Raw genomic sequence first — 23,926 nt, 5'->3', positions numbered from 1 at the left:
GTCTCGGACGCCGGCCCGTAGCCGACCCCCTCGATCCAGAACATGGTTATTGTACGCACAATCCCGCGAATTGTGCGAGAAGACTTCTGATCACTCCGAATTCCTTCCCTGTCGATCGAAAAGCTCGGAGATTCGGGAAATCTGGGCAATCCGGCGTGTATGCTTCAGACGGGGCATTGGTGGCGATCGGACCCCGACGAGTGTCCTTCGCCCGATCCCCCCGCTCCCGCTGCCGACGTGATGCCCACCCGTGATGGATCTTCGGAGTCGAGACCGATGAGCCGCCAGGCCATCCTGAGCATGCCGCTCAGTTTCGCCATCGTCCTGGTCGCCGCGGTGGCCCTCTCCGGCACCGCCCGCCGGGCCGACCCGGCCCTCCCGGCCGCCGTTCCCGACGACCCTCCCCCGGTCGCCGAGCCGTCCCCGGTCGCGCCGTCCGAGCCGCTGGCCCCGCCGACCGCGCCCCTGGTCGCCCCGACCGAAGACCCGGTTGTACCGACCGAAGTCCCCGCCTCGGCCCCGGCCCCAGCCCCGGTGCCGACGACCGAGCCGACTGCGGACCCGTTCCCCGTCAAGGAGCACCCGCCCGACGAGCAGGGCACAAGCCTACCCGATGCGACGGCGCGTCCCAGCCCAATCCCAAAGGCCCCGCAGCCTCCGCCGCTCCTCGATGCCCCCGAAGCGACCCCTGACTCCTCGCGCAGTCACGGGCGGGAGCACTGGCGGCCGATCCGCCCCCGCTCCTCTCCCCCTTCGCCCTGAACGCCGGGCCGGTGGCCTGGCCTCACCACCGTCTCATTCCGACTCGCCCGGAAAGAGTTGCCTTTGTAGGGTCCGTTGTGCGGACCGATCTCCAGGCAGGGTCGAGGGATCGGTCCGCACAGCGGACCCTACGAGCGAAGACTGATCCAGGCGATTCGGTATCATTCCGCCGCCGGCCGGCCGCCCTTATTCCCCCAGATCCGGATATTCCGGAACTGCCCCGAGTCGTCGAACGACCCGACGCCGATCCGACCGGCCCCGAAGGTCTTATCCTCGGTGGTCATGATCGGCGTCTCCATGTCGTCAAAATACACGGCGATCGTCCCGTCCTCAATGTCACGGACGAGCCGAACACGGTGCCAATCGTCGGTCCACGGCGTCCCATCGGTCCGCTCCTTCGCGATCGAGACGCGGGGCTCGCCGTCGACCAGGAAGATGCTGTGCGCGTGCGGGTCGGCCTCTTTCCCAAGGTGCACGTAGTAGAAGTGGCTCGGGTCCTGGTGGCCGAAGAAGAGGCAGAGATCCCGGTGCCCGTAGTCTCGGGTCGTCGAGCGGACCTCCAGATCCATCTTGAACGAGCCGACCTGCAGGTCCTCCACCAGGGCGATGTTCAAGGGTGATCGGACCTCGGGCTGATAGTCGCTACGCTTGTGCTGCTCCAACACCTTCCGACCATCGACCTCTGTGATCCGCCAGGCGCCGGGGTCGGTGAAGGTCCAGCCCTCGAGCCCTTGCGACTCGAAGTCCGAGATGCCCACCAGGGGCCAGTCCTGGGCTCCCCCCGGACGTTCCGGCCCGTCGGCCGATCCAGTCACGGGTCCGAGCACGACGACGAGGCAAGCGAGGGCGGATCGAAGGTCCATGGGTTGCTCCTCCCGGGAGAGGGGGTCACACGCTGCTGCGGAAGTACATCACGTCCCCATCCTGGACGATGTACCCTTTGCCCTCAAGGCGCTGGAGGTTCTGGGCCTTCGCTTCCTTCTCGGAGCCGGCCCGGATCAGGTCGTCGTACGCCGTGACCTCGGCCCGGATGAACCCGCGGGCCAGGTCGGTGTGGATCTTCCCGGCCGCCTCGACCGCGTTGCTCCCCCGCTCCAGGTTCCAGCCGCGCACCTCGGGGTCGCCGGCCGTGAAGAAGGTGATGACGCCGACCGCGTCATAAGCGGCCCGGATGATCCGGTCGCGGCCCAGCTCGGTGATCCCCCACTCCTCCATGAACCCGGCCCGCTCGTCGGGGGTCATCTGCTGGAGTTCCAGCTCCAGTTGCGCGTCGATCGCCAGCGCGTTCGGGAACATCGCGGCGACCTTCTCCGGCACCCCTTCCCCCTGCGGGGCGTTGACGACCACCACCATCGCCTTGTCGGTCAGGATGCCGAACGACCGCATCGGCTTCTTCTCCTCCTCGGTCAGCTCCAGGTCGGCGATCGCCTGCTCGCTCTCCAGGGCGGCGGCGCATCGCTTGACGACCTCGAGCTCCTTGATCAGGGCGTCGCGGTCGGGCCTCGGCTTCTTCACCTGGCTTTCGAGCGTCTCGGCCCGCTTGGTCAGGACACTCAGGTCGGCGAAGACCAACTCGTCTCGGAAGCTGGCCAGCTCGGCGGCGGGGTCCTGGTCGGGCGTGAAGCCGTTCAGGACGACGACCAGCGCGTCCCCCTTGCGGATCAATGCCAGCCGCTGCGGGTTGTCCCCGCTGCTCCCCGGCAAGAGGCCGGGCGTGTCGAGGATTTCGAGGTTCGCCCGCGTGATCTTCTTCGGCGAGAACATCGTCACCAACGCATCGATGCGCGGGTCGTTCAACTCGGCGATGCCCACCTGCCCCGAGTGGACCTTGCCGGGGTCGGGCGTGACCCCGGTCAACAACTGGAACAGGGTGCTCTTGCCGCTCCCCGCGAAACCGACCAGACCCGCTTGCATCGACGTGAAGTCCTTCCAATCGTTCGGAATCAAACCAAGGAATCGAGGGCGCGTGACGCCGCCTCCCCCGATCAGCCCGGGCTCGGCCTCAGGCCGAGTTCCAGGGCGTCGAGCTGCGCATCGAGCTGCGCCATGGCGTCGGGGCCGAGCGGCAGGTCGCCGAACCGGACCCGGTAGAAGGCCTCGACCACCCGGGCCGGCACGTCGGTCAGGGGACGGCCGTCGTGGTCCCGGATCCGGTCGCCGAGCAGCAACGAGGCCCGCCGGGCGAACTCCCTCGGCGTCTCGGTCGCCGGCCGTTGCAGGCCATACTGCTCCAGCACCCGGATGAGCCGCACGTAGGCGGCGAGCGCCCCCGAGAGGTCCCCCGCCCGGTCGTCCTGGCCCGCCAGGCGTCGGCTCATCGTTCGCCAGAGCCGTCGGGCCAGGGCGAGCAGGCCGACCAGCATCAGCATGGCCAGCGATGAGACGATGAAGCCCCGGATGCTGAAGAACGCCGTCGGGCTGGGGAAATCGGTCAGCCACCGGACGACGTTCATCAGGGCCATCCGCATGATCCGGAACCCCTCCCGGGCCTCGGCCACCAGGGTCCGGATCGGCTGATAGAGCAATTGTTCCTGGCGATCGGCGTTGAAGCCGGCGATGTAGAAGACCCACAGGTACCGCGCGAAGTCCACCACCTGCCGCAGGCTCTGAGGCAATCGGCTGGCCAGGGCCACCTGCTCCTCGCGCTCGGCGGCCGGGGCCGGGTCGAGCGTCAGCCAGCGGGGCAACCGGTCGGAGGTGCTGGTCGACCCCACGTACGCCTCGACCCAGCTATGCGCGTGGCGCTGGCGGACGGTCACCGTCTGGGACAGGTCGTTCCAGTCCCCCCCTTTGAACCCGTTGACCACCCGGCTCGGGATCCCCTGGCTCCGCAGCAAGAGCGCCAGCGCGCTGGCGAAGTATTCGCAGTGCCCCTGCTTCGTGTTGAGCAGGAAGTCGAGGTTCGGGTCGAGCCCCGGGTCGCCCCGGGTCATCTGCAGCGTGTAGCGGAACGCCCCCGAATCCCTCAGGTAGCGTTCCAGCGCCTGGGCCCGGTCGATGACCTCCTCGGGCGGGATCCCCTCGACCACCCGGGCCGAGATCTCCCGGAGCGGCCCCCGGAGGTCCTGCGGGATGTCGCGCATCCCGGCCGCGTCGGGGAAGTAGTTCAGAACATCGTTCTCGCCCGGCTGGACCGAGATCGGGCCGGCGTCCAGCTCCGACCGGATCACGTAGTCGAGCGGGCCGTAGTTGCGCCGGAACCCGGTGATCCGCCTCATGCCCCGGTCCGGGTCGCGGATCAGGGTCCCGTCGTGCGAGTTCAGCGCGATCAGGCCCTCGGGGCGGACCGCGATGTCGAGGATCGGCCGCAGGCCGAAGATCACCCGCTCGGCCGTCTCTTCCAGGCGAATCCGCTGCTCGACCACCTGGTCGGGCGACCGCCGCGACGCCGGGGGCGAGCCGAGCTGCACGGCCCCCCGGTCGCGGGCCCATCGGCCGTCCTCGTAGCGGGTCAGCGTCACCCCCCTCCAGAGCAGTGCCCCCTCCTCCGGCTCGAACCGGCGCCCCCCCTTGAGCAGCTCGGCCGTGAAGACGACCGCGTTGTTCTCGAGGATCTCCCCCATCTGGCCGAGCTGCACCTCGTCGCTGAAGCCGGTCAGGCTCTTCGGCGCGGTCGCCCCCCGCGGCGACTGCGACCGCACCTCCGACCGCGGCATGATCAGGAAGATGAACATGCCCAGCAAGAGGGTCATCGCCGCCGCCCGGGCCGTCGAGAAGTAGAAGGGCAGCCCGAACAGCCCCGGATACGGCTCCGGCTCGTCGCCCGGCCGGCGGTCTTCCGGCAGCCGGACCGGCCCGCTCCGCTGCCACTCCGCCCCCGACCGCAGCGACTCGCGGTGCAGGTAGAAGAGGCTCAGCACCCACAACGCCAGGATCGCCCAGACGACCAGCAGCATCCCGACGCGGTCCCCCTGGCTCAGGAAGCAGCCGACGAGCACCTGCATCAGTCCGAGCACGATCAAGTACCAGTCGTCCGACGGCTCCTTCGGCCTGAACATCTTCACGATCGTCAGGTAGTAGAGCCAGTGGCCGCACGCCAGGACCAGCTGGCTGCGGTCGAGCTGATACTCGAAGTAGACCAGCAGCAGCGAGGCCACCCCCAGGAGGTTCGCCGCCCCCGTGCTCAGCCCCGTGCCCGGCCGGCGATCGACCGTGAAATACGCGATCATCCCCGCCAGCGCCATCGCGATCGGGAAGAACTTCGGATAGTGGACGAACGACCCGCCCAGGTCGATCGTCGCGTCCGAGTCGATGTTCAGGATCAGGGACGACAGGAACAGCAGCACATACATGCTGATCCGATAGAGTGACGCGAACCTCACGAGCGCCCTCCCCCGTCGCGCGCCGACGGTCCGGAAATGATGGCCCCATCGCGGCCGCCGGGCCGGTCCCCGTCGCCCGAGGCGATCGGCCCGGGTGTCGCCTCGGATTCGGCCTCCTCCTCGACCCGCGATCCGGCCCGGTCGCTCAGGGGGCCGACGTCCAGCCCGACCCCCCGGCCGCCGTCGAATCGGATGTACTGCTCCAGGTCCCCCCGAGAGGCGTCGAGCAGCAAGGTCCGCCCCGTCAGCCTCAGGCCGGTCGACTCGTTCAGGCGGGTCGACCGCTCGTACTCCTCGGCCAGGTTGATCGACCGGGTCGAGACGATCAGGATCATCGCGTCGCGCAGCATCGCCGGCGGCATCACGTCGAGCAATCCCCCGACGTGCCCCTCCGGCGTCGGCCGGAGCAGGGCCAGGGCCTCGAGCAACTCATGCAGCAACCGGATCGACGCCGGCCCGTGCCGGATCGCCGGGGCCGGCCCGGTCCAGCCGAGCAGGAGCCGCCTCCCCTGCGACCGGCACGTCTCCAGGCAGACGGTCGCGCAGAACCGGATCGCCCGCTCGACCGCCTCACGCTGCTCGGCCGACGCCTTCGTCCGGGGGAGCCACGGGTCGAGCAAGACCGCCAGGTCCTGATCGCTCTGCTGCTCGAATTCCTTGACCATCGGCTGCCCGAGCCGGGCGCTCGTCCGCCAGTGGATCCACCTCGGGCTGTCCCCCGGCCGGTAGTCGCGCAGGCCGTGGTATTCCTGCTGCTGCGACGACCGGTCGTGCCGCCGGCCTCGCCGCGTCTCGGTCGCCTCCCGGAAGATCCTCCGCCAGCGCCTCGTCAGCGTGCCGACCGTCGGGTAGACAATCAACGACCCCGGCTGCTCGATCGTCACCCGGCGCTCCAGCAACCCGAACGGCAGCCGCGTCACCAGCTCGATCGTCCCGAACCGATACCGTCCCCGCGCCGGGGCCTGCCCCCGCCACGAGACCCGCTGCCGGTCCTTCCCCGGCACCCTCGAGAAGAAGACCTTCGGGTACAGCTCTCGGGCCGACGGGGTCCCCGGCTCCTCGGGCGTCAGCAGGTCGACGGATGACATCGCCAGGGCCTCGCGCCATCGGTGCGGGTTCTCGAGCGTGTAGTCGATCACCAGCGGGTCCTCGGCGAAGACGTACGGCGGCCCCCTCCGGATCACCAGGAGCCCCCGCAGCACCGAGGCGCTCACGAAGATCGACCCCACGATCGGGCCGGCCGCCAACCCGGCGATCAGCAAGACCAGGTTGATCTGCTGGTACAAGCCCGTGCCGAGCAGGATCAGCCAGACGGCGATGTACCCCACCCCCTCGACCGTCCAGCGCAAGGTCTGGCTCGGCCGCAGCGCGGCGGTGGCGGCGCGGGCGAGCTTACCGATCGGGCTTCGGGCCATTGCGTTTGGTATCCCCGGCGGGTTCAAGGGCCGTCCGGCTGGGCGTTGGAATCTTACGGGACCAGGGGTGTCAGGCAACCGATCCGAGGGGACGAGGCCCCGATCAGGACGGCACCCGGATGCGATCGACCAGGTCCCTGATGATCGCCTCCGAGGCGTTGAACTCGCCGGCCTGCAGGAACGACTTGCCGACGACCCGGTGCGCCAGCACAGGCAGGCTCATCGCCTTGATGTCGTCGGGCACCACGTACGACCGCCCCGAGACGAGGGCGAACCCCTGCGCCGCCCGATAGAGCGTCAACGCCCCCCGGGTGCTGACCCCGACGTTCAGGTCCTCGCTGTCCCGGGTCGCGTGGACGATCTCCAGCAGGTAGTCGGCGATCGCGTCGTCGACCCTGACCGACCGGGTCGCCTGCTGCAGCTTCAGCAGCTCCTCGCGGGCCAGGACCGGCTGCAGCGACTCGACCGGCTCCCCCTGGCGGTGGGTCGTCAGGATGTTCCGCTCCTCGCTCGGCAAGGGGTAGCCCATGCGGACCCGCATCATGAACCGGTCGAGCTGGCTCTCGGGCAACACATACGTCCCCTCGAACTCGAACGGGTTCTGCGTGGCCAGCACCAGGAACGGCGGCTCCAGCGGGTACGAGTTCCCCTCGACCGACACCTGCCGGTCCCCCATCGCCTCCAGCAGGGCGCTCTGCGTGCGGGGGGTCGTCCGGTTGATCTCGTCGGCCAGGATCACGTTGGCGAACAGCGGGCCGGGCTTGAAGACGAACTCCCCGGTCCCCGAGTTGTACACGCTCGATCCCAGGATGTCCGACGGCAGGAGGTCGGGCGTGAACTGGACCCTCCGGAAACTGCAATCGATACTCGCGGCCAGGGCCCGGGCCAGCAGGGTCTTGCCCACCCCCGGCACGTCCTCGATCAGGACGTGCCCCTCGGCCAGCAATGCCACGGCCACCAGCCGGATCACGTCCGGCTTGCCCAGCACGACCGTACCGACGTTGTCGATCAGGCGATCGAGCAGCGTGAGCAGCGATTCCAGTTCCGGCGCGGACAACTCGTCGGTGGTCGGAGCACTCATGAAACCTTATTCCGCGAAGGTCGCTCGAAGCGGGCCGGCGAATCACAATCCGGCCGATTATACAGGCCCCGATCTCCCGTTGCTACGCCCCGGAATCGCCCCCCCCTCACCTCCCCTCGATCCTCTCCTCTTCTCTGCGCCTCCGCGTCTCTGCGCGCGGTCCCCTCCCCCCAGAGCCCTCCCCCCTCGTTTCCGTGACGCCACGCCCTCCGTATGGTATGGTTCGACCCGGAAGCCGTGGGCGATTCGACGGTCGATCGCCCCAACCTGTCCCGGAGAGAATCGGGCCGATGGCCGAGGCACCGCCGACGGTCGCCCTCCTGGCCGGCCACATCTCCCACCGCGGAGAGGTCCGCCGGCTGGCCCAGCTCGTCGACCGCCTCGCCCACCGGAGCGTCGCCGCGCTGGTGATCTGTGCCGGGGGGGCGGCCGACCTCCGAGAGCTCGGCGTCCCCGTCCTCGAAGATCCGTGGCTCCACCGACCCTGGCTCTCCCGGCTCGCCGTCAGACGCCTGCTGATCGACGACTCCGACCCCCGGCTCTCCCTCGTCCACGCCCTGCACGACGAGGTCGCCGAGGCCGCCGCCCAGCTCTCCGCCACCCGGTCCGTCCCCTTGATCCGGACGATCGAGGACGACCCGCCGACCGACGCCTCGCTCCGCCTCCACGTCCCCCACCTGGCCGCCGTCGTGGTCCCCGACGAGGGACTGCGCCGCCGCCTCGTCGACCGCTCGTTCCTGGCCGAGGACTTCTTCCGCGTCATCCCCCCGGGGATCGACCCCGGCATCGGCTCCCGGGCCGAGCACGACCCGCCCGCCTCCGGCCGGCTGCCGGTGATCGGCGCCATCGGGCGGTTCGGCCCGGCCTCCGGGTTCGAGACCTTCCTCGACGCGATCTTCCGCATCGTCGAGTCCGGCCGCGACATCGAGTTCCTCATCGGCGGACTCGGCCCCGGCGAGCCTCGCCTCCGCCGCCGCGCACAGCGGCTCGAACTGACGGCGCGATTGACCTTCGCCCCCCCCGCCGCCCTCGAATCCGCCTTCTGGCGCGTCATCACCCTCTACGTCCACCCGGCGACCGGCGCCACCACCGCCCCCGCCCTCCGGTCCGCCCTCGTCTCCGGCACCCCGAGCCTCGCCGGCGACGTGCCCGGCCCCCGCTCCCTCCTCGCCGACGGCCGCGGCGTCCTCGTCCCCCCGGCCGACCCCTCCCGTCTCGCCGCCGCCATCCTCGAACTGCTCGATCAGCCCCTCCGCGCCCGATCCCTCGCCGACCAGGCCCGATCCTGGGCCGTCCCCCGCTTCGACCCCGACCGCGAGGCCGACGCCCTGGCCGGCCTCTACCACGCGACCGTCCATCCCCCCCGACACCACCGCTGAACCCCGCCGCCGGCCACGCGCCCCGCGCGGACGATCAGCACCGCGCGGCCCCGATGTCCCGGTCGGTGTTCACCGCCCCTGCCCGAACCCCTCCTCGCCCCCCGCGTCCATCACCTTCCGCTCGTACACCTTCGCCCAGCAGAGGAAGTCGTACACCGAGAGCAACCCGCAGAAGACCAGGCCCGGCCTCCCGTCCAGGAATCCCAGCCTGAAAAAATAGGCATACACGAACCGGATCAAGGGGCGCATCGGCAGGCGCAGATACACCTTCTTCAAGAACCGCTTGAACCGCTTCCCCCGGCCGATCATGCCCGGGATCGGCGCGTTCAGGAACCGCTCGTACTGCTCCGCCTCCCACGAGGCGTAGCGGTTGTGCTTCTCGACCCAGGTGTCGATCGTCGGATAGGCGTAGTGGTCCAGCTCATGCACCAAGCGCCCGACCCGCCCCTTCAGCTCGACGTGCTCGTGGGCCTCGTTGTCCCCGGTCCGGGCCCCCGGGGTGACGGGCATCCGTTCGTAACGCCCCAGCCGATGCTTGAAGAAGCGCAGATTCCAGCACTCGGCGTAGCCGCAATGGCGAATCCGCCGGCCGAGGAAATAATACTTCATGTTCAATTCATAGCCGTCCGCCTCGTCGGCGGCGATCCGACGCCCGATCTCCTCGGCCAGCTCCGGCGGCACCACCTCGTCGGCATCAACAATCAACACCCACTCGTTCCGGAACGGCAACGTGTCGAGCGACCAGTTCTTCTTCTTCGGATAAACCCCGTTGAATGCAAACTGCACGACCGTCGCGCCGTGCTCCTCGGCCACGAACGCGGTCGCGTCGTCGCTCCCGCTGTCGACCACGAACACCTCGTCCGCCCAATCCAGCGCGGGCAGGCATCGCCTCAGGTTCTCCGCCTCGTTCTTCACCGGCACGATCACGCTCACCGGCACCCGGCCCGTCCGCGTCTCGCCCCGGCCTTCGGTCTTGGTCTCAACGATGCTCGTCATGGATGATCCTTTCCCTTGTATCCCGTCGGGTCGATGCGATCGGTTCGCGTGATCGGCTCAATGATCGGCCGCCGCCACCGCCTCGGGCCTCGGGCCTCCCCCGGCGAGCCAGCGATAGACCTCGGCCAGCCGCTCCGCCTGCCGGTCCCAGGTGTAATGCTCCTCGACCAACGCCCTGCCTCGCCTTCCCAGCTCGACCCGCTCCTCCCGCGATCGTTCCAACAGCGCTCGCAAGCCCGCCGTCACCCCCTCCCGGGTCGGCTCGACCACGATCCCCCCCCCGGCCCGATCCAGCTCCGGGAAGTGACAGGCCGTCGTCACCACCACCGGCAATCGGGCCGCCAGCGCCTCCAGGATCGCCATGCTGAACCCCTCGCTGTAGCTCGGCAGGACGAACGCATCGGCCGCCCCCCAGACCCGCCTCGCGGCACTCCCGGAGACGTGGCCGAGCCGCGTCACCCGATCCCCAAGCCCGTTCCCCTCCATCTGACTCAGGAAGGGCGACAACGCCCCGTCGTCGTGCCCGGCCAGCAGGACATGCACCTCCGGGTGATCCTTCGCCAGGGTCCCCAACGCCTCGGCCAGCAGGTCCAGCCCCTTCTTCACGTGCAAGCGACCGTAGAACAGCAGGCAGAACTTCCCGGCCAGCTCCGGATGCTCCGCCTCCAGGCCCGACCGACCCGGCAGGTCCTCGAACGGCCCCAGGTCCACCCCGTTCGGCACGAAGCAGACATTTGCCTTCGGGGCCAGTGCCCTCAGATGCCCGATTTCCGGACGTGAAAGCGCATGCAAGCACGATGCCCGTTTCAGGTTTTTCCCCTCGATCAGGGCCGTATACACCCGCTTCTTGATCGCCTTGTGCTTCAAGGCCCACGGCTCGGCCATCCCGTGCGCCGCGATCAGATACGGCACCCCCGACCGCCGTGCCACCGCCGCCCCTCGCCGGGTGTGAGACTGCCAGAGGCCGTGCATGTGCACCACCTCCGCCCGCCTCACCCTCGCCTCCAGATCCGCCTCCGGACCGTGCAGGGTCAGGCCGACCGGCAGCTCCAGCGCCTCGCGCCGCGACGGCGTCGGCGTGACGATCTCGACCCGCTCCTCCCCCCGACCCGCCAGCGCACCGGTCATCCCCAGGATGCTCGGCACCATGCCCCCGTCCCGCCTCGGATCGAGCCCGTTGCACAGGTGCAGCCATCCCGTCCTGGTCTTGCCCGACGTCCTTGCCGATTCGCCGCGAGTCGCTTCGGAACTGGTGCGTACCGCCATGATGATCCCTCGATGTCGTTCGTCTGATTCGATCGCGCCATCCCTCACGACGCCCGCCGCAGCCCCGGCCGCGATCGGGCCGCCGCCGCGCGATCGACCGCCTCCAGCAATCCCTCGCCGAACCGTTCCGGGCCCCAATCGGCCACGATCTCGGCCGCCCGTCGGCCCATCGCCTCGCGTTCCGCGTCCGATCGCGTCGCCATCCAGGTCAGGGCATCGGCGATCGCCTCGACCCGCGTCGGATCGAACTGCATCCCCGTCGTCCCCGACGGCTCCGGCACCAGGGTCCCGGCCGCCCCCACCCGGTCGCTCACCAGCAACGGCAAGCCGCTCGCCGCCGCCTCGTTCACCACCAAGCCCCATGGCTCCGACACGCTCGCCAGCACAAAGGCCGACGCGAACGCATACCAGGGGGCCAGCCCATCCTCCTGCAAAAACCCCGGCCGGTGGACCCCCTGCCCCGCCCCGCTCCGGGTCACGGCCCGCTGCACCGCCAGTTCCTCCGGGCCCCCGCCGCACAGGACGAGATCCCACGCCTCGGCCCTTCCGACCCTCCGGCAGTACGCGCCGTAGGCGTCGATCAAGGCCGGCAGGTTCTTCTCCTCGGCGAACCGGCAGACGCTCAGAAAGTACGGCCGATCCGGCACCCCCTTCCTCCCTCCGGGCGACCGCCGCGCCGCCGCCGTCCGATTCGCGAACGAGGCGTTGTCGACCGCGTTGTACCCCATCGCGATCCGATCGCGCGGCATCCCCAGCGTTTCCAGATACGCCCGGTGACTCTCCCCCCCCACCAGGGCCGCATCGAAGACCCGCAACCGCCGCCGCTTGATCGCCTCCTTCCACCACTGGCGGGGGCGGTCGATCTCCTGGCTCTCCGACATCAGGACCGACGGCCTCCCCATCCGCCTCGCCCAGCGCGCCGCGGCCATCACCTCGGGCCGGACGTAACCGCTCACCGCCACCGCGTCGGGGAGCTGTTGATCGAGCGCCTCCTCCATCGCCAGGGCGCAATCCTGATCGGTCAGGTCTTCGAGCACCTTCCCCGGGAACAAGACGACCCGATCGAACGGCTCGTCGCGCCGGTCCGCCTGCCACGGATACCGCCGCTCGGCCCCCGCCGTCTCGATGGCGACGAGCCGCCCCCCCTGCCTCGCCAACCGCGCCGCCGCCCCCCGCAACCGGGCCAGGTGGTACGGGCCGAGGTTGGTAAAGCTGATCGCTACTCTCATGGCAAGCACACTCCGTTGTGGGGCCGATCCTGTCGTGGGCGGGATGGTTCCTCCCGCATTCGCTCGACGTGCAATGCCGGCGGGATCACCGGGTCGATTCCGTGACCCGATGCACCACCCAGAGCATCACCATCGGGGCGAAGATCGTGTGGCCGTACAGGTAATAGAACCAGATCGCCGGGTCGTCGTTGACCGTCATCAGCCAGGCATTGAAATAGGTCAAGGCCCACCAGGCCTGCGCCCAGGGGGTATCGGCGTGATAGCGGAAGTAGTCGTACCCGCTCCGGATCACCAGCGCCACCACCCCCAGCACGATGAGCGTGCCGACCGCCCCGCCGTTCAGTTGCGTGGCGCCCAGGATCCCGATCGCCGGGCCCGTGAACTTCTCATCCCGCTTGAATTCCGAGCCCGCCATCCAGGCCGCCTTCCACTGGTCGCGCCCGAACAAGGGCTTCTCCGGCCAGAGCGGCCGGGGGATCCAGGTCGAGAACAGCCGGAGGTAATTCGCCCCGTAGTCGTACCCCGACTTGTGCGGCACGGTGTCCATCATCAGGAGGAAGCCGCCGTACTCCTTCGTCTCGTGGCTCATCGCGTACCGCAGCGGCATCCCCTGCGTGTTGCTCGACTCCTTCAGGTTCAGGCTGACGAGGATCTCCGACGGGTCGAACGTCGTCACGAACTCCATGAACGAGTCGATCCCCCCCTCCTTGCTCCGGTTGTGCTGGATCCTCCAGCCGATCGACACCGCCACCACCAGACACCCGATCGCCGCCGCCGTCGCGATCGTACCGATCGACGGCCTCCGGTACCTCGGCAGGTACCACGCCGCGAACGCCGTCAAGATCCCGAACAGCGAGTGCGACCGCTTGCCGAAATACATCCAGATCAACGTGTACGCCAACGTGATCGCCAGCCCCGCCATCGTCAACGCCGGCCGGGGTTTGTGCGGCTGCCGCCCGGTGACGATCAGCAAAATTCCCGCCACCAGTTGCATGGTCGGGAACTGCAGCATCAGGCGCTGCTCGCTGCTCATCAGGTTCGGGTCGTCGCCGCTCCACCGCCGCAGGACGAGCCAGGCGCTGGCCAGGCCCCACCCCACCAGCAGCGGCACCAGCGTCATCACGATCCCCGGCGACCACGACCGCGGCGCCCTCGGCAACCACCGCGCGATCACCTTGCCGATCCCGCTGTAATAGACCGCCACGAACCAGAGCAAGGCCCAGAACGCCCGCGCATTGGCCGCCGTCGTCACGTCGACGCCCCGGACGTTGATCGCCCAGTCCCGGTGCATGGTCGCCTGGATCACGTAGACATGAAAGTACCCGGTCAGGAACAGCCAGATCGGCGCGAACGGGTCGAAATCGCGGCGAAAGACCCGCGCCAGCACCAGGCCCACGATGACCGAGGCCGTGCCCAGAACATACTGCTGATCGTGATCCATGGGTGCGAATCCTTCGCCCCGGCCCTCGTCGCTTCGCCGCTCCCGCACACATCGGGCGACGACCGAGGGCCGATCATCCCTGCCCCGCCTCGCCCGCCGAAACCGCCTCGGCCACCGATCGGTGATACCGCTCCCAGTCGAACGCCTCGGCCCTCGACCGCGCCGCACTCGCGCACGACGCCCGCAACTCCGGGTCCGTCCCCAGCCGTTCCATCGCCTTCGCCAGCGCCTCGACCTCCGCCGGCGGCACCACGATCCCGTCCACCCCGTCCCGCGCCACCGACCCCGACGACGGCGTGACCACGCTCGGCAGGCCGCACGCCAGCGCCTCGTACGTCACCACCGCCGACCCCTCGAACAACGACGGGAAGACGAACACGTCGGCCGACGCCATCACCCCCGGCACCTCGCCGTGCGGCACCCGCCCGAGCAGCTCGACCCCCCCCATCAACCCCGCCAGCGGGCCCAGATCCCTCGGGGCCGCGCCCAGCAGTTGCAATCGCCAACCCGGCCGCCTCACCCGCTGCCAGGCCCGCAAGAGGTACGCGATCCCCTTCCGCTGGCTGATCCCCCCCGCGAACAGGAAGGTGCAGGAGTCATCATGCGTCTTCCCCTCCTTCGGCCGGAACCGCCCCGTGTCCGCCGCGTACGGGATCACCCGGATCCGCTCCCCCGGCGTCCCGTGCTTGCGCAATTCCCCGGCAATGTGTTCCGAGGGGACCAAAATTCGATCGGCCAGCTCCAGGTCTCGTAATCGACGCTCGTGCAGCCAGTCCAGCTCCCCCCGGTCGATCGGCTCGTCCCCCAGATACAGGTGGAAGACTTCCGGCGATCGCTCCGCCTCCTCCCTCAGGATCCGCCGCTCCTCGCGCACGTCGCCGTGCACCATGCTCAGGACGGCGAAGACCCCTTGCCGACGGCACTCCGGCAACGCATGCTCCGATCCCACGTCGCTGAAGATCAACGCCGCGTCGGGCAAGGTCTCTCGGATCGCCCGGGCGAGCGTCCGGTCGAATCGATCGGTCCGCCACCGCGCCAGGCGTCCCCTCGCCTGCGCCCATCGCCCCGACAGACGACGCTCCACCGCCAGGCTCGCGTCGAACGCGAATGTCCGCCGGACCCGATCCCCCGGGATCGCATCGAGATGTCGTCGCCTGAGCGACCGTTCCACCCGAGCGAACCGCCCCGGCGCGATCGCCGCCCCCAGCCGGCCCCACGGCTCGTCCCCCCGGTAATAAAAGCCGGTCAGGAAGGAATCGAGCTGCCCCCGATCCCCCAGTCCCGCCGCCGCCTGATACGCCGGCGGCCGCGCATCCGGGCACGCCACCAAAACGGAGGGCGCTCGATCGGTCGCCGACCCCCCGCCGGCTCGGCGAGGGGGAGGTGCAAGTTGCGTCACGGCGTCTTCCCTGAGTCGTGCTCGGCTCGGTTGCAAGTCCGTTTGCGTGCGAGAGGCGACCGGTAGCTTAGGACCGATCGCCCCCTCCCGTCAACCGCTCCCATCCTCACGGCCGACGGCCGACCATCACCATCGACATCCAGAGCCAGGGCAGCCGCCCCGCCCCCTCGAAGGCCGTCACCTCGAACCCCGCCTCTTCGAGCAGGGTCGACAGGGTCTTGCGCGACCAGAACTTGACGTGGCCCCCGTCCCAGAGCGCCGTGAAATGCTGGTCCAGCTTCCCCGTCGCCGCCAACGCCAGGTTCTTCAGGTACCCGTGATACGGCGTCGACAGGATCAGGCTCCCCCCCGGCTCCAGCGCCTCGAACGCCCGCGCGACAAACCGTCGCGGATCATACAAGTGTTCAATCACCTCCAGCGCGACGATCGCATCGTACGAGCGGTCGAACGGCTCGCGCAGGTCGTCGTACACCGAGGCCACCGAGAACGGGATGCTCGGCCGTTGCTGCCGGGCGATCTCCACCCCCGATTCTTCCAGGTCGATCCCGAGGACCTCGTACCCCCGATCCTCCAGCGCCGAGGCGAACGCCCCGTTGCCGCACCCGGCGTCGAGGATCGTCTTGATCTCCGGCCGGCTCGCCAGTTGTCGGAAGACCGGCGGCCACAAATAGGTGTGCGTATGCGGGATCGACGCGGTGTACGACGAATAGAGATGCTGCGTCCCGGCGAGGCTCATTGGTGACCATCCCTGGTGTGGTGCCCGGCGCGTTGGACCCCGCGGCCGGCCGGTGATCCTCCCGATCCGGCCGCGACGATGCTTCAGGTGTTACTCGATTTCCGCCCTCGCATCAAGCCCGATTCCCCTCGAATTCTCCCCCCGATCAGCCCACCTCCACCGCCGGCCCCGGCAATCCCCGGTCGATCTCCCCCAGCCGGTAGCCGAAGCCCGAGCCTCGCACGCTCGACCAGTCCAGCATCCCCCCTCGCCTCGCGTACAACCCCGGATGCACCCGCTCCTCGGCCGCCGAGGCCTCGGGGTAGAACTGCATCGCGTTCGTCTCCACCCCCATGATCGTCCCCGCGTGCGCCGCCAGCAGCACATGGGGGATCTGGGCCAGCATCGGGTTCGTCAGGTCCTGCACCATCAACGTCATCCCGTGCGCCTTCGCCCAGCAGAGCGACAGCAACGCCCCCGTCTGGGTTTTACAGGTTTTCAACGCCACCCCGGTCCAACCGAGCGACCTGCCCAGCCGCACCAGCTTCCAGTCGTGCGCACTCTCATCCATGAACAACGGCTTGCGCGCCGAGACCGACCGCACGTCGATCCGGTTCGCCTCCAGGTCGTATGGGAACGGCTGCTCGACGTACAGGATCTTGCCGAACGTCCTCGGCTCGTCCGCCATCAGCCGATCGAGGATCTCATTGACGTACCCCGGATCCTGCACCGTGCAATTGAAGTCGGTCGAGAGCCAGTCGACCCCCGTCTCCTCGGCAATCCGTCCCACCTGCACCATCCGGTCGTAATCCCAGATCGCGTCATTCCCGCGCAATTTGATCTTCAAGCATTTCAATCCATCCCGCGCGATCCAGTCGCGGAGCAGGACCGGATATCCGTCCTCCGGCTCCTCCCCCGTCAGCTCGTCCGGCCCGATCGGGTCCTTCCCCCCCACCAGGTGCCACGCCGGCAAGACCTTCGGCGGCGCCTTCGCCAGGAAATCTCCCGGGAACATCCCCGCGAACGACGCCCCCCCCGGTTCCGCTTCCAAAAACGTCCCCAGATCCTCCTTCATGAACTCCCGGACATACGTCCCGTACGTCGGCACCCCGTTCAGATTCCCATACGCATCGTGCAACGCCAGGTCGAAGGCCGAGGCGCAGATCAAGGCCGCCAGCCGCGGCATCGCCTCAAGTCCACCCCGCTCCTCCGCGTTGAACCGATCGGTCAACCCCGGCAGGCGATCCTCCAGGAACCGATGCCCGAGGTTGATCGGGTGCCCCTTGCCCAGGTCGTCCCCGCACCAGGCCCCCGCCAACCTTCCGCAAAACGCCTGCATCGCCCCCAGGCGATCCTCGACGCTCGCACTTCCCGGCCAGGCCCACTGCACGCTCAACGGAGTCTCGCCCCACCCCTCGGCCGAGCTGCCCTCGTCGTCCGTCACGGTCAGCTTCACCCGGGCGCAGGTCACGTGCGTCAACGTCTCCGGCCCGAACTTTAACGGCACCCGCGTCTTGATCGGCAAGAAATACAGCGAAGCGGCGACCACCCGGGCATCCTTCGGCGAAGGCATCAGTGCTTGCTCCTGCGCTCAATCGGTAAAATTCCGAAAAACCGTCATTCCTTGATGCGGCTCACGGCCCCCGCCGCCAGCCCTCGGTATCGCGCCGGCCGATTCGGCCGACCCTCGATCATCCAGCCGCTCACCCCCCGGTAGCGGTCGTACACCGCGTTCATCTCCCCGACCGAGTCGAACCACCCGATCACATACGCCGCGCCGAACGAATCCCCCGGTCTCGTCGCCCGCCCGCCGATCTCCTGGATCATGCAGACGTACCCCCGTTGATGACACCACGCCTCCGACACATCCCCCGGATTCAGCGTCATCCCCGCCAGCCACGGCCCCTTCGCGTGCTGATACGCCCGGATCATCCGATCGGGCACCGCCCCCGCCCCCTTTTGATACAGGAACCGCGCATCGGGCGGGAAATCGCCCAGGAACTCCTCCGATGGGATCGTCGCCGGATCCTCATAACTCAGGTAGATCTGCTTGAATTCCGATCCATTCGTATGTTTCAGGTGCCCCGGCAGGTCGATCCTCAGGAACAAGTCGGACGACGCGCTCACCGTCGTCACCCTGTCGGCCGCCAGGAAGAACCGCTCCCCCTCCGGGAAGATCAAGGTCTGCTCCCAGACCGACCCCGCCTGCTCGTGCGGGGCGTAGGCGTCGGTCCACGCGTGCCTCATCCTCACCGCGACGAACCCCTCCCCCACGAACACCTGCGGCGCCAGCCGCTTCACCTGCGTGCAGATCTGCGGCCCCTCGACGTACCGCTTCGGGATGTCCCCGTGCACCAGGTTCCCGAAGTCATATTGCCCCTCGGGCACCGACTCCCCCTCCGGGGCCGGTTCCAGCAGGAAATCGACCACGTCCAGGCCGAACCCCAGGTCCTTCGCCCCGGTCTTTTTGTCCTCGAACGACCCGCCCACCACCCCCGACACGTACCCGCTCGTCGCCACCTCCGCCCGGAATCGATCCGTCTCGATCGTCACCCGCGTCTCCGGAGGATACGTCTGCCCCGAGACGACCGGCAATTCCTCGCCCGAGGGGGCGCTCACCCGCAGCATCGATTCGTCCCGGCGTCCGGTCATGGTCGTCTCCCGGTTCGGCGCGTCATCGCCTTCCCTCGTTCATCGCGTCTCGAAGACGGATTGGACCCTCCCCAAACCCCTGCGTCCAGCGCTTTCTTCCCCGTTCCCGGCGGGAGCTTCCGCCCGCCTCACCGACCAATCGGTCCTGGCCCCCCCTCCCCGCTCGCAAGGAGCGTGTCGGCTCCGGCACGTCTCATTCCGACCGTTCACGGGCCTCCTGCCCCCTCTCCCCGCCCGCGGGGAGAGGGCCGGGGTGAGGGGTCCCCGGCAAGGGCGCAAGGCTCTGCGATTCGGACTCTGACCCCCTCGCCCGGCCTTCGGCCACCCTCTCCCCCGAACGGGGGCGAGGGTCGGAGAATGGGCTCGTCCGGGCGCTCCGATCCGCCTCCGTCCCCCTCTCCCCGCCCGCGAGGAGAGGGCCGGGGTGAGGGGTCCCCGGCGTCCGGAGTCGCAGCCCGGCGCCGTCTCCCAGCCCCCAGGAGCTGGGGCACCACGATCGACTGTCAGGCGTCTGCCGGATGAATTTCCGGGCCGCCCCGATCCCTTTTTGTGACTGAGGTCCCCGTTTTTCCCGATCATTACGGAGTACGGTCGCGCCTCCCTACTCCCCGGGATCGACGCCGATCCCCTCGCCCAACCCCGACCGGCCCCGAGCGATGCCGCTCGCCCCTCACCCAAGGATCGACCCCCATGAGCCCCTCGACCCCCAGCGCCGCCCGGCTCAACGCCAACCGCCGCAACGCCCGGAAATCGACCGGGCCGGTCACCGAGGCCGGCAAGGCCCGCGTCCGCCTCAACGCCTGGAAGCACGGCTTCCGGGCCGAATCCGACGCCGTCGCCCCCGACGAGGCCGACGCCGTCGCCGCCCGACGCGCCGAGTGGGCCCCCGCCTTCCCCACCGACCCCGACGACGGCTACCAATCCTGGCTCGTGGCCCAGCTCACCCTCGCCTCCGTCCGCCTCGACCGCTGCCAGCAGCACCAGCTCCACCAGGGTCGCTTCGAGGCCGACCGCGCCGCCTCCTCCTGGGAGATCGACCGCGCCGCCGACGCCTCCGACCTCGGCGCCCGCCTCTCCCGCGACCCCGACCGCGTCGTCTCCGCCCTCCGACGCTCCGCCGCCGGCCTCGACTGGCTCCTCGTCCGCTGGCAAGGACTCGCCGACGCCCTCGAAGCCCCCGGCTCCTGGGACGACGCCCAGCGCCGGCTCTGTCTCGACCTGATGCAGACCCCCGACGAGTTCCGCTCGTCCGACTGCTCCATGCTCGCGCAGCTCCCGCCCGACGAGCTCCGCGACCTCGTCCGCGAGCAGGTCGACGGCCTCGAATCCCTCCGCGACTCCGCCTCTCGCATCGACCTCGCCGACCGCTCGCTCGCCGAAATCGGCCTCCCCACCTCCGAGACGTCCGAGCTGGCCCGCCTCCGCCGCTACGAGACCGCCCTCCTGCGCCGGTTCCGGTCCTTCGAGGCCTCCTACAAGGCCGTCCACCCCCCCGCCCCCTCCCTCGACGACGCCGAATCCGACGCCGACGCGTTCGACGACCTGCTCAGCTTCGCCCGGATGACCACCCCCGATCCCGATCCCGATCCTGAACCGGAGCCCGCCCCCGCCCCGATCCCCCCCCATCCCCCCGGTCCCCGTCCCGATCGCGCCGCGACGCGAGCCGTCTCCCCGCCCACGGCCTCGCCCGCTCCCCTCGCCGCGGCCGACCCGCCGATCCTCCAGAACCGCAAGGCCCGCCGCGCCGCGAACGCCCGGCGCAAGGCCAGGGGCCATCGCTCGTAGCCCTCGGGCCGCCCTCGCCGAACAAACCCACCTGCCAGATTGGCAGCTTCGTCCGAACCGTTCCATTTGGCCCTCGATCGTCCCCCTCGTCGTACCGGATCCCGTTTGAATCGTTGGGTTCACGGTGTTGCGGCGGGTGCCCCGGGTTCCGCGCAGCGGACCCCGGGCGGAGTCACATGGGCCTGTCGCCACCGGCCCGGGGTCCGCTGCGCGGAACCCGGGGCACCCGAATCCCACCAGGTTTGACTGGAAGCGGTAGGAGTACGGCTTCAACCTTAAAATTGCGCTTCGATTCAAGTCGTAAAACAAAGACCTGAAAGCAGATCGGCGAGCGGAGGACGAACCAGTTTAGGGTTGCTGGGCTAGTAGGGCCTGCGGCGCGGCCTCGATCCCATCGAGGGATCGGCCCGTTCCACGGGCCCGCCGGCCTCTGCCCGCTCCGCCCGATGCCCGATCCGATCAGGCCGCCTTCTCCAGCGACCGCAGGGCCCATCGCCCGGCCAGGACCCCGCCGACGACCAGTTGCAGCGGGTGATAGACCATGATCGGCAGCAGGATCAGGCCCAGTTGCGGGTCCTGCCCGAAGATGAGGGACGCCATCGGCACGCCCGACGCCAGGGTCTTCTTCGACCCGCAGAAAATGGCCGCGATCCGGTCCGAGTCCGAGAACCCGAGCCATCGGCTGGTCGCCGTCGTCGCCGCAATCACGATCGCCAGCAAGCTCGCCGTCCCGACGAGCGTCCCCAGCACCGGCCCCAGCCCGTGCTCGGTCCAGACCCCCCGCTCCATCGAGTCGCAGAAGGAGGTGTACACCAGCAGCAGGATCGTCCCCCGGTCCACCTTGTTGATGAACCGCTTGTTCCGCCCGGCCCAGCTCCCCAGCCAGGGCCGCGAGACCTGCCCGGCCAGCAGCGGCAGGACCAGCCAGATCACCAGGTCGATCACCACCTCGCCGAACGGCAACCCCTTGCCCTGTGCCTCGGCCATCCAGCCGAGCCAGAGCGGCGTCAAGACCACCCCCAGCAACGCCGAGATCGTCGCGTTGAAGACGGCCGCCGCCACGTTCCCCCCCGCCGTCGCCGTCAACGCCACCGACGACGAGACCGTCGACGGCAGGGCACACAGGAAGAAGAACCCGAGCCTCAGCCCCGGCGCCATCCGGTCCCCCACCAGCCAGAGCAACCCGATCCCCAGCAGCGGAAAGACCAAAAAGGTGAATCCCTGGATCAACAGGTGCAAGGGCCACTGGAGCGTCCCTTCCCTCAGGCTCGCGAACGGCAGCGACATCCCGTGCAGGAAGAAGATCAGGGCCACCCCCGCCTTCGTCAACAGCTCCGGCTTCAGGGCCCCGCCGCTCGCCCCCGGACCCGGGAACAGGTACGCCAGGCCGACCGCCGCCCCCATGCCGATCAGGAACCAGTCGGGCCGAGGTCGGAACGGTTTGCGCGGGACGGTGGGCCGCATGGCGGATTCCAAAGGGGGAGGACTCGGGAGACGACTGCCAACGGACGATGCCCCGGGGTGGCCGCCACGGCGGGCGGCATCCTCGGGGCATCACGACCGATCAACCTTCACCGATCGGGATCAGACGCTCAGGTGGGGGGCGTTGATCCCGGTGCTTTTGTAGCCGAGGGCGTACTTCTCCCTCCGGGCCAGTTCCAGGTCGTGCTCGACCATCATGCCGACCAGGCCGTCGAGGTCGACCTCCGGCTCCCAGCCCAGCTTCCGCCTCGCCTTGCTCGGGTCGCCGAGCAGGACGTCCACCTCGGAGGGCCTCATGTACCGCTCGTCGAACTCGACGAAGTCGTTGTAGTCGAGGTCGAGCTTCGAGAAGGTCTTTTCCAGGAACTCGCGGACCGAGTGCGTGACCCCCATCGCCACGATGTAGTCGTCCGGCTCCTCCTGCTGGAGCATCAGCCACATCGCCTTCACGTAGTCGCCGGCGAAGCCCCAGTCGCGCTTGGCGTCGAGGTTCCCCATGACCAGCTTCTTCTGCAAGCCTTCCTTGATCCGGGTTGCCCCCACGGTGATCTTCCGGGTCACGAAGCTCTCGCCGCGCCGGGGGCTCTCGTGATTGAACAGGATGCCCGAGCAGGCGAACAGGCCGTAGGCCTCCCGGTAGTTGATCGTCTGCCAGTGGCCGTACAGCTTGGCGCAGGCATACGGGCTGCGCGGGTGGAAGGGGGTCTCCATCGTCTGCGGCGGCGGGGCCGAGCCGAACATCTCCGAGCTGGACGCCTGGTAGAACCGCACCGGCTGGCTGCGGGCCAGTTGCCGGACCGCCTCCAGCAATCGGAGCGTCCCCACTCCCACCACGTCGGCCGTGTAGATCGGCTGGTCGAACGAGACGCGGACGTGGCTCTGCGCCCCCAGGTTGTACACCTCGTCCGGACGGATCGTCTCCATCAGCATCGACAGGCTGGAGGCGTCCCCCAGGTCGGCGTAGTGCAGGTGGAACCGGTCGGCGAAGGCCGGGTTGCGGACGATGTGGTCGATCCGCGACCGGTTCAGGGTGCTGGTCCGCCGGACCAGCCCGTGCACCACGTAATCCGGCTTCTCCAGGAGGAAGTCGGCCAGGTACGATCCGTCCTGACCGGTAATCCCGGTGATCAACGCATGCTTCATCGATCCGTCCCTCCGCGTGGCATTCGATGGGGCCGGGGGCGTCCTTGCGTCCCGGTGGCGGCCTCGGCGCGATCGGATCGGTCGTCGGCAGGGCCGGTCGCGATCGGTCGGGCCGGGGTCGAGGAAGACTCAGGGGATGTGGTACGAGGCCCGATCCTCCGGCAGGACCGGATCCATCTCGTCGAGCAAGTGCGTAATGAAGTCGCGCAGCTCGGCGTCGCCCAGCCCCGTCTCGGTCGGGTAGAAGACCTCCACCGTCAGGCCCGACCCGCGCGTCGTGCGGCCGTGGCTGCTCCGGCTGGAGATCGGCAGGCCCCGGACGAACCGCTCGACGCGACCTTCTCCGAAGATGTAGTACCAGAATCCGATCTTCTGGACCAGTTCACTCTTGCCGTAGCCGAGCAGCGACACCCTCTGCGGCGTACCGCCCGATCGCTCGATCTCGACCACCTTCGTCAACGCCTCGACCTTCTCCCAGCCCCCCGAGGGCAGGCAGACCTCCGGCGAGTGCCTCAGGTTCAGCCCCCGGTCCGAGTAGTTCATCCAGAGCCAGACCTGCACCCCCGGTCGGCCTCGGAGCGTGTAGACCCGGTTCAAATACTCGGTCGCCTGCGACTCGACGGCGATCTTCTCGTCGACCGGCTCGTCCTTGCCGACCCAGTCCCCCATCGCCATCGGGATCGTCTGCAACGACCGCTTCAGCGGCGGCCGATCGGTCAGGGTCGCCCGCTCGACGGCCGCCTCGGCCGCCAGGCCGAGGCTCAGGATCGCGAGGCCCAGCGCCGCGCGTCGGGTGGTGGTCATCGGTGGTTCGTCTCCCGAGGAAATCCAAAAAGGGCCAGGTCGATCGGTCAAGGGT

General features: G+C 69.1%; 19 protein-coding genes. 3 read left to right on the top strand and 16 right to left on the bottom strand.

The annotated features are described in order from the left end of the window. Window positions 1–276: 276 nt before the first annotated feature. On the top strand, window positions 277–762 hold the full coding sequence (locus tag AB1L88_RS21070; RefSeq protein ID WP_367098669.1) for a hypothetical protein: 486 nt from the start codon (window positions 277–279) through the stop codon (window positions 760–762). A 161-nt stretch (window positions 763–923) separates the two neighbouring features. On the opposite strand, the gene AB1L88_RS21065 is transcribed toward AB1L88_RS21070, so the two are convergent. The 5 genes from AB1L88_RS21065 to AB1L88_RS21045 all read right to left on the bottom strand — a co-directional run bounded on the left by AB1L88_RS21065 (window position 924) and on the right by AB1L88_RS21045 (window position 7,580). Beyond that, on the bottom strand, window positions 924–1,625 hold the full coding sequence (locus AB1L88_RS21065; RefSeq protein WP_367098668.1) for a hypothetical protein: 702 nt from the start codon (window positions 1,623–1,625) through the stop codon (window positions 924–926). A gap of 25 nt (window positions 1,626–1,650) precedes the next feature. Beyond that, window positions 1,651–2,676: a DUF933 domain-containing protein gene (locus AB1L88_RS21060; protein WP_367098667.1), complete on the bottom strand. Its 1,026-nt coding sequence runs from the start codon at window positions 2,674–2,676 to the stop codon at window positions 1,651–1,653. Between the two features lie 71 nt (window positions 2,677–2,747). Continuing rightward, a complete protein-coding gene (locus AB1L88_RS21055; RefSeq protein WP_367098666.1) occupies window positions 2,748–5,084 on the bottom strand; it encodes a DUF3488 and transglutaminase-like domain-containing protein in 2,337 nt (778 codons plus the stop codon). Then, window positions 5,081–6,499 carry a DUF58 domain-containing protein gene (locus tag AB1L88_RS21050; RefSeq protein ID WP_367098665.1) on the bottom strand — a complete coding sequence of 473 codons (1,419 nt, stop codon included), beginning with the start codon at window positions 6,497–6,499 and terminating at the stop codon, window positions 5,081–5,083. Before AB1L88_RS21050 ends, AB1L88_RS21055 begins: the two co-directional genes overlap by 4 nt. Before the next feature lie 103 nt (window positions 6,500–6,602). Next, entirely contained in the window at window positions 6,603–7,580 is a 978-nt protein-coding gene (locus AB1L88_RS21045) for a MoxR family ATPase (protein ID WP_367098664.1), read from the bottom strand. Between the two features lie 290 nt (window positions 7,581–7,870). Here AB1L88_RS21045 and AB1L88_RS21040 point away from each other — a divergent pair, with 290 nt between their 5' ends. Next, window positions 7,871–8,959 (top strand): glycosyltransferase family 4 protein, encoded by a 1,089-nt coding sequence (locus AB1L88_RS21040; RefSeq protein WP_367098663.1) that lies wholly within the window; start codon window positions 7,871–7,873, stop codon window positions 8,957–8,959. Window positions 8,960–9,028: 69 nt separating this feature from the next. Here AB1L88_RS21040 and AB1L88_RS21035 read toward each other — a convergent pair whose 3' ends face one another. The 8 genes from AB1L88_RS21035 to AB1L88_RS21000 all read right to left on the bottom strand — a co-directional run bounded on the left by AB1L88_RS21035 (window position 9,029) and on the right by AB1L88_RS21000 (window position 18,657). Beyond that, complete coding sequence (locus tag AB1L88_RS21035; protein WP_367098662.1) at window positions 9,029–9,955, bottom strand: glycosyltransferase family 2 protein; 927 nt, start codon at window positions 9,953–9,955, stop codon at window positions 9,029–9,031. 57 nt (window positions 9,956–10,012) lie between these two features. Beyond that, entirely contained in the window at window positions 10,013–11,221 is a 1,209-nt protein-coding gene (locus tag AB1L88_RS21030; protein ID WP_367098661.1) for a glycosyltransferase, read from the bottom strand. A gap of 44 nt (window positions 11,222–11,265) precedes the next feature. Next, the gene (locus tag AB1L88_RS21025) at window positions 11,266–12,450 is read right to left on the bottom strand and encodes a glycosyltransferase family 4 protein (protein WP_367098660.1); all 1,185 of its coding nucleotides are present in this window, start codon (window positions 12,448–12,450) and stop codon (window positions 11,266–11,268) included. Between the two features lie 85 nt (window positions 12,451–12,535). Beyond that, window positions 12,536–13,891 carry a hypothetical protein gene (locus AB1L88_RS21020; RefSeq protein WP_367098659.1) on the bottom strand — a complete coding sequence of 452 codons (1,356 nt, stop codon included), beginning with the start codon at window positions 13,889–13,891 and terminating at the stop codon, window positions 12,536–12,538. 73 nt (window positions 13,892–13,964) lie between these two features. After that, the gene (locus tag AB1L88_RS21015; RefSeq protein WP_367098658.1) at window positions 13,965–15,218 is read right to left on the bottom strand and encodes a glycosyltransferase family 4 protein; all 1,254 of its coding nucleotides are present in this window, start codon (window positions 15,216–15,218) and stop codon (window positions 13,965–13,967) included. Between the two features lie 178 nt (window positions 15,219–15,396). Beyond that, window positions 15,397–16,026, bottom strand: coding sequence for a class I SAM-dependent methyltransferase (locus tag AB1L88_RS21010; protein WP_367098657.1), 630 nt, complete (start codon window positions 16,024–16,026; stop codon window positions 15,397–15,399). A 145-nt stretch (window positions 16,027–16,171) separates the two neighbouring features. Next, entirely contained in the window at window positions 16,172–17,578 is a 1,407-nt protein-coding gene (locus AB1L88_RS21005) for a mandelate racemase/muconate lactonizing enzyme family protein (RefSeq protein WP_367098656.1), read from the bottom strand. Between the two features lie 44 nt (window positions 17,579–17,622). Continuing rightward, window positions 17,623–18,657: a hypothetical protein gene (locus AB1L88_RS21000; protein WP_367098655.1), complete on the bottom strand. Its 1,035-nt coding sequence runs from the start codon at window positions 18,655–18,657 to the stop codon at window positions 17,623–17,625. 690 nt (window positions 18,658–19,347) lie between these two features. Between AB1L88_RS21000 and AB1L88_RS20995 the strand changes: the two genes are divergently transcribed. Further along, window positions 19,348–20,442: a hypothetical protein gene (locus AB1L88_RS20995; protein WP_367098654.1), complete on the top strand. Its 1,095-nt coding sequence runs from the start codon at window positions 19,348–19,350 to the stop codon at window positions 20,440–20,442. 459 nt (window positions 20,443–20,901) lie between these two features. Here the strand turns inward: AB1L88_RS20995 and AB1L88_RS20990 are convergent, their stop codons facing one another. From AB1L88_RS20990 to AB1L88_RS20980, 3 genes are all read right to left on the bottom strand, one after another. Beyond that, complete coding sequence (locus AB1L88_RS20990; RefSeq protein WP_367098653.1) at window positions 20,902–21,906, bottom strand: bile acid:sodium symporter family protein; 1,005 nt, start codon at window positions 21,904–21,906, stop codon at window positions 20,902–20,904. A gap of 120 nt (window positions 21,907–22,026) precedes the next feature. Continuing rightward, window positions 22,027–23,067 (bottom strand): GDP-mannose 4,6-dehydratase, encoded by a 1,041-nt coding sequence (gmd, locus tag AB1L88_RS20985; protein WP_367098652.1) that lies wholly within the window; start codon window positions 23,065–23,067, stop codon window positions 22,027–22,029. A gap of 129 nt (window positions 23,068–23,196) precedes the next feature. Further along, window positions 23,197–23,871, bottom strand: a complete 675-nt coding sequence (locus AB1L88_RS20980) for an EpsI family protein (protein ID WP_367098651.1) — start codon at window positions 23,869–23,871, stop codon at window positions 23,197–23,199. Window positions 23,872–23,926: the final 55 nt, after the last annotated feature.

The organism is Tautonia sp. JC769, from assembly GCF_040717455.1.
In the GTDB taxonomy this organism is placed as follows: Bacteria; Planctomycetota; Planctomycetia; order Isosphaerales; family Isosphaeraceae; genus Tautonia.
This window is presented reverse-complemented; position numbering and strand designations above follow the sequence as displayed.